The organism is Achromobacter aegrifaciens (assembly GCF_902859965.1).
Lineage (GTDB): Bacteria > Pseudomonadota > Gammaproteobacteria > Burkholderiales > Burkholderiaceae_B > Achromobacter > Achromobacter aegrifaciens.
The window spans coordinates 43241-56037 of sequence record NZ_CADIKO010000008.1 but is presented as its reverse complement, the minus strand read 5'-3'; the positions used below and the strand labels follow the sequence as shown (position 1 = coordinate 56037).

At 66.4% G+C, this 12797-nt stretch carries 10 protein-coding genes and 1 pseudogene; 8 read left to right on the top strand and 3 right to left on the bottom strand.

Going from position 1 to position 12797, the window contains the following annotated elements; all coding sequences use genetic code 11:
- Window positions 1–6: 6 nt before the first annotated feature.
- The 3 genes and pseudogenes from HV793_RS30300 to HV793_RS31325 form a co-directional block, all read right to left on the bottom strand.
- A complete protein-coding gene (locus HV793_RS30300; RefSeq protein WP_156337482.1) occupies window positions 7–531 on the bottom strand; it encodes a SecDF P1 head subdomain-containing protein in 525 nt (174 codons plus the stop codon).
- A 71-nt stretch (window positions 532–602) separates the two neighbouring features.
- Window positions 603–2534, bottom strand: coding sequence for a YadA-like family protein (locus HV793_RS31330; protein WP_483396369.1), 1932 nt, complete (start codon window positions 2532–2534; stop codon window positions 603–605).
- Between the two features lie 150 nt (window positions 2535–2684).
- Window positions 2685–5483, bottom strand: a pseudogene (locus HV793_RS31325) (hypothetical protein); the annotation flags it as partial.
- Between the two features lie 855 nt (window positions 5484–6338).
- On the opposite strand from HV793_RS31325, the gene HV793_RS30290 reads away from it, so the two are divergent.
- The 8 genes from HV793_RS30290 (at window position 6339) to ccmB (ending at window position 12797) form a co-directional block, all read left to right on the top strand.
- Window positions 6339–7247, top strand: coding sequence for a LysR family transcriptional regulator (locus tag HV793_RS30290; RefSeq protein WP_175214431.1), 909 nt, complete (start codon window positions 6339–6341; stop codon window positions 7245–7247).
- Between the two features lie 127 nt (window positions 7248–7374).
- Entirely contained in the window at window positions 7375–7533 is a 159-nt protein-coding gene (gene napE, locus HV793_RS30285) for a periplasmic nitrate reductase, NapE protein (protein WP_013393095.1), read from the top strand.
- Between the two features lie 23 nt (window positions 7534–7556).
- A complete protein-coding gene (locus HV793_RS30280) occupies window positions 7557–7874 on the top strand; it encodes a chaperone NapD (protein ID WP_054459214.1) in 318 nt (105 codons plus the stop codon).
- Window positions 7858–10353 carry a periplasmic nitrate reductase subunit alpha gene (napA, locus tag HV793_RS30275; RefSeq protein WP_054459212.1) on the top strand — a complete coding sequence of 832 codons (2496 nt, stop codon included), beginning with the start codon at window positions 7858–7860 and terminating at the stop codon, window positions 10351–10353. Before HV793_RS30280 ends, napA begins: the two co-directional genes overlap by 17 nt.
- 20 nt (window positions 10354–10373) lie before the next feature.
- Window positions 10374–10850 (top strand): nitrate reductase cytochrome c-type subunit, encoded by a 477-nt coding sequence (locus HV793_RS30270; RefSeq protein ID WP_054459211.1) that lies wholly within the window; start codon window positions 10374–10376, stop codon window positions 10848–10850.
- A gap of 16 nt (window positions 10851–10866) precedes the next feature.
- Entirely contained in the window at window positions 10867–11505 is a 639-nt protein-coding gene (locus HV793_RS30265) for a cytochrome c3 family protein (RefSeq protein ID WP_054459208.1), read from the top strand.
- Complete coding sequence (gene ccmA, locus HV793_RS30260; RefSeq protein ID WP_119451821.1) at window positions 11492–12166, top strand: heme ABC exporter ATP-binding protein CcmA; 675 nt, start codon at window positions 11492–11494, stop codon at window positions 12164–12166. The genes HV793_RS30265 and ccmA overlap by 14 nt, the downstream gene beginning before the upstream one ends.
- Window positions 12132–12797 carry a heme exporter protein CcmB gene (gene ccmB, locus HV793_RS30255; protein ID WP_175214443.1) on the top strand — a complete coding sequence of 222 codons (666 nt, stop codon included), beginning with the start codon at window positions 12132–12134 and terminating at the stop codon, window positions 12795–12797. The genes ccmA and ccmB overlap by 35 nt, the downstream gene beginning before the upstream one ends.

The following is a 12797-nucleotide window of genomic DNA, read 5'->3' as shown; positions in this document are numbered from 1 at the left end:
GCGGCGCTACTGCGCCGCCCCTTCTATCGCTTGCGCAACGCTGATTGCCTGCTCCTCCGAGTTCATCGTCAGGTTCAGGATGCCCTCCTCCATGGGGCCTGCGATGCGCGGCACGCCCACCAGCCTGCCGTCTATCGTGAACACCAGCCACTTCCCGGGGTACTGGCGGCCGATCTGCGCCAGCTTGCGCGCGCCTGGCGGCGTGAATCGCAAGCTGACAAAAGGCTGCCCCTCCCGGGTCTTCATGGGCGTGGCGGTATTCAGGTCTGCCCGGGTAAGCGCGGGCGCCAGCAGGAAGTAGTAGGTCTTGTCGGACATGCGCAGCTCGCGCAGATCGGCGCCCGGCTGGTCCTGCGCCAGGCGGAACTCGACCGCCGGGATGGCCATCCGCGCCCGCGCCGCGGTGTCTTGCGGCGCAGGCTGGGCGGCGCGGGGCGCGGCATTCGCGCCCTTCTGAGCCACCATGGGCTGGCAAGCCGCCAGCAATGCGCTCGATGCAATCAAAGCCGGAAGAATGATGCGACGTGTCATGGCTGTATACCTCTCATGAATCATTGAGGCCGCAGCTGCGGGCCGCGAGCCTGCGTTCGTGCCACATGTATTCACCATTGATATCCCACTCCCACGCTAGCGCCGTAGTCGCCGCGCGAACTGCTGCTGGCCAGGCCCTTCACCACCCATCTTCCGCTGTCGGACACCGTGGACAGCCCCATGGCAAAGCCGCTTTCTCCGCGCCACGTACCGCCGCCCATGCTGAACATGCTCCTGCCGGGCAGATAGGCCTGCGGCAGCGCCGACATCGCCATGGCGGAAGCCACGCCGGCGCTCAACCGGTTGTCCAGCCCTTGCACGTTCTTGCGCAAGCCCGCCACCTGCTTGCTCAGGCCGCTTTCTACTTCTCGCAACTGGCTCACGTTCACCGCGTCGGTTCCCGCAGCGCCGCGGGCCACGTTCGTGATCTGGCGTTCGGCTCCGGCCGCGCCGACCGAAACCGTGTCGTCGCGGTCGGCGACAGACCCCGCGCCCAGCGCCACGGCATTACTGCCCGACGCCTTGCTGCCGTTGCCCAACGCCGTGGCTCCCGCGCCGGACGCCTGCGCGCCATTGCCGATCGCGGTGCTGTTCTTACCCGAGGCCACGGCGCCCGCGCCGCCCGCCGCCGAGTTGCCGCCGCTGGCCTTGGGCGGCTTGGCCGCCTTTACTTCCTGGCTGGTCTGGAACATGCCCGCGGCGCCATTGCCGATGTTCGTCACATCGCCTTCGATGCCGGTCATGCGTTCGTCCAGCGCGGTGAGTTGGTCGCCGACCTGGAGCACATTGCCTGCCACGTCCTGCAAGCGTTTGTCGGTATAGTCGTTGGCCTGCTTGAGCGCGCCGTCCAGCTGCCGCAGATTCACGGCGTCCGTGGCCTCGCGGCCGTCGGCCAGATTGCTGAGCGTGCGTTCCGCGCCCGACGAGCCCACCGACACCGTGCCGGCCGACTTGTTTTGCGCCTCCGAATACTTGCCGGCATAGCTCTGCGCTCCCCGGTCCGCCACGGCGCCTCCGCCCAACGCCACGTCGCCATCCTTCCCTGCGACCGCGCCGTTGCCCAAGGCCACCGAGTTCACCCCATTGGCGGCCGCACCCGGTCCGACCGCGATACTGCCTGGACCATTGGCCTGTGAATCCGGCAGCGCCGCCGACGCCCCGCCGTTGGCATGGAAGTACTTGATTCCGGCGCCGCCCTTGGTGAAGTTGTCAACCGTATCGCCTATAGCCTTCACGTACTGGTTGGTCTCGAACAACTGCGAACCATTGACCGCATCCGTGCTGTCCGCCGACAGCGTGCCCCGCGCCACATTCCTCAGCACGGTGGCCGCCCCGCCGGGATTAAACGTCACCATGCCGTAGTTGCTGGTGCCGTCCGCATTGAGGTCGTATTTCACCCCTCCCGCGTCGAGCCCGCTCACATTCGAGGCCAGCGCCTTCAACTGGCTGACGTTCACGGCGTCGGAATCCACAGTACCCGCAGCCACCCCGTTGATCTGCCGATACATGCCGGCATCGGCGTCACCCACAGACAACGCGGCCAAGGTGCTGCGCGTGGCGTTCACGGACGCGCCATTGGCGCCCAGGGGCACATATCCTGCTGCCCCGGCCACCGTCTTGGCGACCGATCTCGCACCCAGCGCTACGCCACCGCCCGCGACAACCTGGCTGCCGGCGCCCAGGGCCACCCCCTGGACGGCATCAGCCAGGGCCTGCGTTCCCGCCGCAATGCTATCCGCTGACGTGGTACGCGCCTGCTGTCCCAGGGCGATGCCGCCGGGCGCCCCCTGGTCCACTACCGCCCGATCCCCGATCCCCAGGCCGCGGTCCCCATTGACCACGGCCTGCGGGCCGACCGCGATCGACTCAAGCCCTACCGCCAGCGAATCGGAAGTCGTCGAGTTGACATGGAAGTACTGGGTCCCAGTGGTCGTCAAGGAGCCGATCGCGCCGGTCAGTTGGCGCAAAGTCACGGCATCATGCTCCTCGGTCCCGTCCGCCACGTTGGTAATCTGGCGGTACGCGCCATCGCGACCCACGGATACCGCTCCCAGCAAGGTGAGATCCGCCGTGTTGAACGGCACCAGGGCGCCACCGCTGCCGACCGCAAGGCTGCCCGTGGTCGGCGTCAGCGCCCGGGCGGACACGGAGCCTGAACCCAGCGCCACGCTCCCCTCCTGGCTCGCCTGGGCATCGCGTCCCAACGCCAGCGCGTCGCCGGCTGACGTCCGCGCGTTGTAGCCCAGCGCCGTGCTGCCCACGCCCTGCGCGTAGGCATCATCTTCCGCCAGCCCCAACTCGTTGGTCCGCGCATAACGCAAGCCCAGCCCATTGTCGGCCTTGCTGATCAGGCTAGGGTTCCCCGTCAGGTGTGTGTACGTGTCGCCCATGGTCGTCAAGGTATCGCCCATGCCCGTCAAGGTATCGCCCATGCCCGTCAGCCTGTCGCCCACGCGCTGTACGTCCTGGTTCGTCTCATGCAGTTGCGCGCCGTTCACTGCATCGGTGCTGGTGGCCGTCACGGCCCCGCGCGCCAGGTTGGTCAGCCTGGTGCCGCCCGTCATGCCGCCGTCCGTGGATGCCGATCCCGCCAGCGTGATCAGGCTCTTGGGATCGCCCGCGTTGCCGTCATAGGTCACCGCCCGGTCGCCCAGGCTGCCCACATTCTCGGCCACGGACTTGAGCTGGCTTACGTTCACCGCATCCGTGTCGGACGCGCCCGCGGCCAGGTGGCTGAGGCGGCGCTCCGCACCGGCCGAACCTATGCTCACTTCGCCCACCGGGGCAGCGCCCGCCACCGCCGCCGTACCTGAGCGGTACGCCGCCGCGCCCAGCGTCGCGCCATTGGCGACCGCATTCGCGCCCAACGCCACGCTGCCGGCATGGCCTGCCTGGGCCTCGCGTCCCAGCGCCAGCGCGTTGTCGGCCGTGGCCCGCGCGTTGTAGCCCAGCGCCGTGCTGCCGGGGTTCTGCGCATAGGCGTCGCTGGGCGTCAACCCGCGCTCGTTGGTCCGCGCATAGCGGATGCCCAGGCCGTTGGCGTCGGTGTATGTCGCGTTCGTGTCCCCGGTGAGATTCGCCAGCGAGCCGCCGAGGTTGGTGAGCGTATCGCCCAAGGTCGTGACCGTACCGCCGATGGTCGTGACCGTATCGCCGAGATTCGTCACGGTGTCGCCCAGGGTCGTGACGGTGGTGCCCATGCTGGTCACCGTATCGCCCATGGTCGTGACCTTGTCGCCCACGCGCTTCACCTCCTGGTTCGTCTCGTGCAGTTGCGCGCCGTTCACCGCATCGGTGCTGGTGGCTGACAAGGTCCCGCGCGCGAGGTTGGTGAGCCTGGTTCCGCCCGTCATGCCGCCGTCCGTGGATGCCGATCCCGCCAGCGTGACCAGGCTCTTGGGATCGCCCGCGTTGCCGTCATAGGTCACCGCCCGGTCGCCCAGGCTGCCCACGTTCTCGGCCACGGACTTGAGCTGGCTTACGTTCACCGCATCCGTGTCGGACGCGCCCGCGGCCAGGTGGCTGAGGCGGCGTTCCGCGCCCGCCGAGCCTATGCTCACTTCGCCGACTGGCGCAGCGCCCGCCACCGCCGCCGTACCTGAGCGGTACGCCGCCGCGCCCAGCGTTGCGCCATTGGCGACCGCATTCGCGCCCAGCGCCACGCTACCGGCGTGGCCTGCCTGGGCCTCGCGGCCCAGCGCCAGCGCGTCGTCGGCCGTGGCCCGCGCGTTGTAGCCCAGCGCCGTGCTGCCGGGGTTCTGCGCGTAGGCATCGCTGGGTGCCAGCCCGCGTTCGTTGGTCCGCGCATAGCGGATGCCCAGGCCGTTGGCGTCCGTGTACGTTGCGCTCGTGTCCCCGGTGAGATTCGCCAGCGAGCCGCCCAGGTTGGTGAGCGTATCGCCCAAGGTCGTGACCGTACCGCCGATGGTCGTGACCGTATCGCCGAGATTCGTCACGGTGTCGCCCAGGGTCGTGACGGTATTGCCCATGCTGGTCACCGTGTCGCCCATGGTCGTCACCCTGTCGCCCACGCGCTGCACGTCCTGGTTCGTCTCGTGCAGTTGCGCACCGTTCACCGCATCGGTGCTGGTGGCCGACACGGCCCCGCGCGCCAGGTTGGTGAGCCTGGTGCCGCCCGTCATGCCGCCGTCCGTGGATGCCGATCCCGCCAGCGTGACCAGGCTCTTGGGATCACCTTCGTTGCCGTCATACGTCACCGCCCGGTCGCCCAGGGCATTCACCGCCTGATTCGTCGCATTGAGCTGCGAGCCGTTGACGGCATCCGTGCTAAGGGCGCCAAGCCGCCCCGCCGCAACGTTCGTGATGGAGCGCTCCGCACCCGTGCTGCCCACGCTGACCGTGCTGGCGGGCGCCGACCCGGCGAACGAATAAGACCGCCCCGCGATCGCGGCGCCAGACGTGCCGACGGCGGCAGCAGTCGCGGACCCCGCCCCCAGCGCGACGTCGTCCGAGTTGGTTGCGACCGAATCGAACCCCAACGCCATGCTCCGCGCCGCCAGCGCGTTGGCATCGTTGCCTACGGCCAACGCCGCGGCGCCCGCAGCCGCCGAGCTATTGCCCAGCGCGACGGCGCCTGGTCCCGAGGCCCGATTGGCATTGCCCAACGCCACCGAGTTTTCACCGATCGCCGAGCTGCCGCGACCGATAGCCACCGCGGAGAAGTTTCCTGTTGCGCCATCAGCCACGCTGCCAATGCCCAAGGCCACATCGCCATCGCGCCGTGCCTGCGCACGCGTGCCTATCGCAACGGAATCCGCCCCCATGGCACGCGATTCTCCTGCGACCGCAACGGCGTTGAGCCCCGATGCCTGCGCACCCGCCGCCGCCGAATTGGAGGAATTATTGCCGCCGATCGCGACGCTGCCGACGGCCGTGGCACGCGCCCATTGACCAAGAGCGGTCGAACCCAGGGCAAGGGCTCCGGCCTGCATGCCTACAGCGGTGCTCCGAATTGCCGCCGTAGCCGCAAACCCCAGGGCGGTCGCGGCATTGCCCGTCGCCGTCGCTTGAAAGCCCAGGACCTGCACGCCGGTGTAGCCGCCGCCATCAGCATCGCATCCGATAACGTTGGACCACAGGCCGGATCCATCGCTCGGAGTCTTGCCCGCAGGATAGGCTACGCCGTCGGGTCCCGTCGCCTTGGGAGAGGCGCAACCATTCGGGTTGTACGTTGATGCATGAACCTGCGGACCCGTACCCGCCAGACCGGCAAGTATCGCAAGCCCCGCTGCGATATCCAGCCGCATGTTCAGCTTCAGGCGCTTCCGAATGGACTGCCGGCCTCCCGCCGCGTCTTCGTCCGCATCGATCCAAACGTTCCTGAGTATCTTGTTCATGAATGGATGCTCCAGTTCAAAAACTCTAGGGAAGTTCTCGTCTACGCAGCCATTACGTGTGACTCAAACGGCACCCGGAACACGCTGCGGCGACTAACGCCACCCGCTATGCAAGCGGCCGGGCTCTCGCCAACTGCGCCACGCAAGCGGTCGATCTATTGATGGAGATGGAAAAGGAAATGCGCCAGGACCAACGCGGGACGCCTCGCTTGCCGGCGGAGGAGTCCCGCAGCGACTGCATCGGGTGATGCATTGAGGCCAAGACTACGGCGCGCAATTGCAATCGCACATTGCACTTGGGCCTATGGGACGTATCGGCGCAGCCTTCCTATGCCGGCTGGCCGCAGGTAGGTAACAGCGGAAACCAACATTTCCGCCATTCCACCCACTAAACAAATGGACCGCTCATCCGTCTCAGAATCGGGGCATTGGTTTCATGAGGAGCGTTCCGTGGATTTGTTGGCAGCGATACGCATTTTTCTCCGCGTGGTGGAACGCGGAACCATCTCGGGCGCGGCGCGCGATCTCGACATGAGCCAACCATCCGTGAGCGAACGCATCGACAAGCTGGAGCGTTTCCTAAGCGCCCGCCTCTTGGTGCGCAGTTCGCGCAAGCTGAGCTGCACGGCTGAAGGCCGGACGTTCTACGAACAGGGCAAGCAGCTGCTGGACGCGGCGGAATTGACAATAAATTCCGTATCATTAAGTAACGTCAAGATACAAGGAAGCCTGAGACTCGCCGCGCCGCAGTGCCTGGGCGAGATCGTGGTTCCCAAGGCCCTGATGAACGTGCGCACGGCACACCCCGATCTGCACGTGGATCTCATGCTGAACGACACCATCGCCGACCCGGTCACCGAGGGCCTCGACATTTCGCTGCGGCTGGGCCGCCTCAATGAAAACGGAGGCTATATAGCTTTCCCGCTTGGCTGGGTGGCCCGCAAGCTGGTCGCGGCACCTTGTTACCTTGCGGCTCACGGCCCCATAGAAACGCCGGCGGACTTGGCCTTCCATCCGTTCATTCGTTTGAAGGCCATTTTCGCGAACGACCAGGTGCCGCTCTCGCGCGAAAACGGGCCGGTGGTCCAGACGCGCATCAAGACCGCCATGACGGTCAGCCACTGGCGCCCCATGTACGATCTGATCCTCTGCGGCGGCGGCATCGGCATCCTGCAGCATCCCGCGTGCGCCAAGGCACTGGCGCAAGGACGCCTCGTCGAACTGCTGGACGGCTATCGCGTTCCGCCGCTTCCGCTCAATGCGCTGATTCCGCCCCTGCGTCCGATGCCGCAGCGCGTGCGGGCGGTCCTGGACCTGTTGAAGCGGGACATTCCAGCGCTGCTCCCGCCAGCTGCTTGAACCGCCCATCGGTCCCAGCACATTGTTACGCCGTGGTGCAACATTGACGCCCTTCAAAGCCATCTGCTAAAAGCTTCGGTATCCGCACGTTAAACGCAATGCCCCAACTGTCGTAGTGAGGTGCTGTGTGCAAAACGAGTCCGATGGCTACACCAAGCCTCAGGAACTACGAAGTTTCCTGTTCCTGACGGCCGTCATGGCCCCCGTCCTGTCGGTCATCATCGTGGCAGGCTACGGTTTCCTCGTCTGGTTCTATCAGCTGATTGCCGGCCCTCCCGGTAGCTGATGCGACGCGACGGAACCCCTCCCATGTCCGCGCTCCCCCACTCCGCGCCGCCTGCGGCGCCGCCAGAGCTGCACATCGCCAGCATGGTGGTGCACGCCGCGCCGCGCCGCTTGCCCGACGTCCGCCAGGCGATTCTTGCAATTGCCGGAGCGGAAATCCATGGCGCTTCCGACACCGGAAAGCTGGTGGTCACCCTGGAAGCCCCCTCCACCGACGACATGATGGCCCGGATCTCAGAGATCCAGCGCCTGGATGGCGTGCTGGCTTCGGCGCTGGTCTACCAGCACGCCGACTCGCTGGACGCGATGAACGAGGAGATTGACGATGGCAATGGCTCGTAGAGACTTCATCAAGCAATCTGCCGCGGCCGCGGCCGCGACTGTGGCTGGCATACCCATCGTCGGCTACACGCAGAACATCGTCACCGAATCCGAGGCCGCCAAGCTCAAGTGGTCCAAGGCGCCCTGTAGGTTCTGCGGGACCGGCTGCGGCGTGAACGTCGCCGTGAAGGACAACCAGGTCGTGGCCACGCACGGCGATTTCAACGCCGAGGTGAACAAGGGCCTGAACTGCGTCAAAGGTTATTTCCTGTCCAAGATCATGTACGGCAACGACCGGCTGACCACGCCGCTCTTGCGCATGAAGGACGGCAAGTACGCCAAGGACGGTGAATTTGCCCCAGTGTCCTGGGACCAGGCCTTCGACGTCATGGCCGAGCAGTTCAAGCGCGTACTGAAGGACAAGGGTCCCGAGGCCGTGGGCATGTTCGGCTCGGGCCAATGGACCGTCTGGGAAGGGTATGCCGCGCTCAAGCTGATGAAGGCGGGCTTTCGCAGCAACAACCTGGACCCGAACGCGCGCCACTGCATGGCCTCGGCCGCGGTGGGCTTCATGCGCACCTTCGGCGCTGACGAGCCCATGGGCTGTTACGACGACATCGAGAACGCCGATGCTTTCGTACTGTGGGGCTCCAACATGGCGGAGATGCACCCGATCCTGTGGACCCGCGTGACCGATCGCCGACTGTCCGCGCCCAAGACCAAGGTCGTCGTGCTGTCCACCTTCGAGCACCGTTCCTACGAGCTGGCCGACATCGCGCTGACCTTCACGCCGCAGACGGACCTGGCGATCCTGAACTACATCGCCAACCACATCATCCAGACCAAGCGCGTGAACCGGGATTTCGTGGACAAGCACACGACTTTCCGCGAAGGCAATGCCGACATCGGCTACGGCCTGCGGCCCGATCATCCGCTGCAGAAGGCCGCCAAGAACGCGGGCGACGCCGGCGGCTCCAAGCCCATCACGTTCGACGATTTCGCCAAGTTCGTTGCCAAGTACGACCTGGACTACACCGCCAAGCTGAGCGGCCTGCCCAAGAAGCAGCTGGAAGAGCTGGCCGAACTCTATGCCGACCCGAAGGTGCGCGTCACATCCTTCTGGACCATGGGTTTCAACCAGCACACCCGCGGCGTATGGGCCAATAACATGGTCTACAACATCCATCTGCTGACCGGCAAAATCTCCACGCCGGGCAACAGCCCGTTCTCGTTGACCGGCCAGCCCTCGGCCTGTGGCACCGCCCGCGAGGTGGGCACCTTCTCGCACCGCCTGCCGGCCGACCTGGTGGTGACCAATCCCAAGCACCGCGCGCACGCCGAGGAAATCTGGCAGCTACCCGACGGCACGATCCCCAGCAAGGTGGGTGCGCATGCGGTCCTGCAGAACCGCATGCTCAAGGACGGCAAGATCAACGCCTATTGGGTGATGGTCAACAACAACATGCAGGCCGCGGCCAACCTGATGAATGAAGGCCTGCCCGGCTACCGCAACCCCGACAACTTCATCGTGGTGTCGGACGCCTACCCCACCGTCACCACTATTTCGGCCGACCTGATCCTGCCGGCCGCCATGTGGGTCGAAAAGGAAGGCGCCTACGGCAACGCGGAACGCCGCACCCAGTTCTGGCACCAGCTGGTCAACGCGCCGGGCGAGGCGCGCTCGGACCTGTGGCAACTGATGGAGTTTTCCAAGCGCTTCAAGGTCGAGGACGTCTGGCCCGCGGATCTGCTGGCCAAGAAGCCCGAATACCGCGGCAAGACGCTGTTCGACGTGCTGTTCGCCAACGGCAAGGTCAACCGCTATCCCAACACCGAGCGCGACAAGGACTACGCCAACCAGGAAGCCGAGGCTTTCGGCTTCTATGCGCAGAAGGGGCTGTTCGAGGAATACGCCGAATTTGGCCGCGGCCATGGCCACGACCTGGCGCCGTTCGATACCTACCATGAAGTGCGCGGCCTGCGCTGGCCCGTGGTCAAGGGCAAGGAAACGCTGTGGCGCTACCGAGAAGGCAGCGACCCCTACGTCAAACCAGGAGCCGGTTTCGAGTTCTACGGCAACGCCGACGGCCGCGCCGTGATCTACGCCCTGCCCTATGAACCGCCCGCGGAATCGCCGGACAAGGAATACCCGTTCTGGCTGTCCACCGGACGCGTCCTGGAACACTGGCATTCGGGCTCGATGACGCGGCGGGTGCCGGAGCTGTACCGGGCCTTCCCCAACGCGGTCTGTTTCATGCACCCCGATGACGCCCAGGAAATGGGCCTGCGGCGCGGCGTCGAGGTGGAGGTCGTGTCGCGGCGCGGCAAGATGCGCACGCGCCTGGAAACCCGCGGGCGCGACAAGCCGCCGCGCGGCCTGGTGTTCGTGCCCTGGTTCGACGCTGGCCAGTTGATCAACAAGGTCACGCTGGACGCCACCGATCCGATCTCGTTCCAGACCGACTTCAAGAAGTGCGCGGTCAAGATCGTCAAGGTCTGAAAGGCGAACCGGAGACAGCCATGAACCTACGCGCCCTTACTCTCGCGACATGCGTCATCCTTGGTTCGGCCGCCTGGGCGGCGCCGCCGCTGGAGGTCGAAGACCCCATGCGCGGCCCCACCCCGGTCGCGCAGGAAACCGACCCGCCGCTCATCAGTCCGGTCGAAAACAAGGACATCCGCCGCATGCGCACGTATTCCATGCAGCCGCCCACCATTCCGCACAAGATCGACGGCTACCAGGTCGACAAGGACTTCAACCGCTGCCTGGCCTGTCACGCCCGCGTGAACACCGAGGAAACCCAGGCCCCGCCCCTGAGCGTGACCCACTACATGGACCGCGACAGCAACGTGCTGGCGGAAGTCTCGCCGCGCCGCTACTTCTGTGTGCAGTGCCACGTGCCGCAGACCGAGGCCAAGCCTCTGGTGTCCAATACTTATCAGGACATCGATGTGATCCTCAAGCGCCTGTCCGCCCCGGCGCCCGCCAAGAAGTAAGCGACCGGAGGCAGCCATGCTCGGACTCATCAAGCGCTACTGGAACATCATCCGACGGCCCAGCGTGCATTTCAGCCTGGGCTTCCTGACGGTCGGCGGTTTCATCGGCGGCATCCTGTTCTGGGGCGCCTTCAACACCGCCATGGAACTCACCAACACCGAGAAGTTCTGCACCGGCTGCCACGAAATGCGCGACAACGTGTACGCCGAGCTGAAAGGCACCATCCACTTCACCAACCGCTCCGGCGTGCGCGCGCTGTGCTCGGACTGCCACGTGCCGCACAACTGGACCGACAAGATCGCGCGCAAGATGCAGGCGTCCAAGGAAGTCTGGGGCAAGATCTTCGGCACCATCGACACGCGCGAAAAGTTCGTTGAAAAGCGCCTGGAGCTGGCCCAGCACGAATGGGCGCGCTTCAAGGCCAACGATTCGCTGGAATGCCGCAACTGCCACAATTACGAGTACATGGACTTCACGCGCCAGAGTCCGCGCGCGCAGAACATGCACTCCACCTATCTGGCGGACAAGAGCAAGACCTGCATCGATTGCCACAAGGGCATCGCCCACAAACTGCCGAACATGGGACCGGGCCCGACCTCCATGGCGCCCGAGCCCACGGGCCCGGGCAAGGAAGTGGCGCATGCGGCCCGCTGATGCGCCGCCGCCCATGCTTTGCGCGCGCGGCCTGACCAGCCGCCGCGGCTATTCCGCGCCCGTGGATTTCGAGCTGCATGGCGGCCAACTGCTGCATGTGCGCGGCGCCAACGGCAGCGGCAAGACCAGTCTTCTGCGCATGCTCGCGGGCTTGCTGCGGCCGCTGGCCGGCAGCGTGCTGTGGCGCGGCGGCGACGCACGCCACGACCCCGCCGGCTACCGTGCCTGCATGGCCTACCTGGGGCATGGCAACGGCCTGTGCGGCGAACTGAGCGCCGCCGAGAACCTGCGTTACGCCCTGCACGTCGCCGGCACGCCGCAGGCAGAAACTCGTTTATCGGACACCTTGTGCGCATGGCGCCTGGAATCCTGCGCCGACATGCCCGCCCTGCGCCTGTCCCAGGGACAGGGCCGGCGGCTGGCGCTGGCGGCGGTCGTGCTCGGCGCCAAGCCCCTGTGGCTGCTGGATGAACCCGACGCCGGGCTGGACACTGCCAGCCTGGAGCAATTGCGCCTGGCGCTGGAAGCCCACCTCGCGGCTGGCGGCGCCGCCGTGCTCGCCTCGCACCGCGAACCTGGCACCGCCGCCGCGCATACTCAAACCCTGGACATGGATGACTACGCGGATGCTGGCTACGCTGTCGCAGTTGGCATTGCGTGAAATCCGCCTGGCCTGGAGACGGCCCGCGGACACGCTGGACGCCACCCTGTTTTTCATCGTGGCCGGCACGCTGTTCCCCCTGGCGGTCGGTCCCGACCCCGCGCTGCTGCTGGCCATCGGGCCGGGCGTGCTGTGGGTCTGCGCCCTGCTCGGCATCCTGCTGACGCTGAACCGGCCTTTCGCCCAGGACTACGACAACGGCGCGCTGGAACAGCTGCTGGTGTCGCCGCATCCGCTGCCGCTGCTGGTGGGCGCCAAACTGGCGGCGCACTGGTTCAGCAGCTGCCTGCCCCTGATCCTGGCCAGCCCGGTGCTGGCCCTGCAATTCGGCCTGTCGCCGCAGGCCATCGGCATCCTGGTCCTGTCGCTGCTGCTGGGCACGCCGACGCTGGCGCTGGTCGGCGGGTTGGGCGCGGCGCTGACGCTGGGCCTGCGCGGCGGCGCCCTGCTGCCGCTGCTGGTGCTGCCGCTGTATGTGCCGGTGCTGATCTTCGGCGCTGGCGCGGTGTCGGCCTCGCACGCCGGCATGGGCGCCGGACCGCAATTGTCATTGCTGGGCGCATGCCTGTGCCTGGCCATCCTGTTATGCCCCTGGAGCGCCTCGGCGGCGCTGCGCGTGGCGCTGGACTGA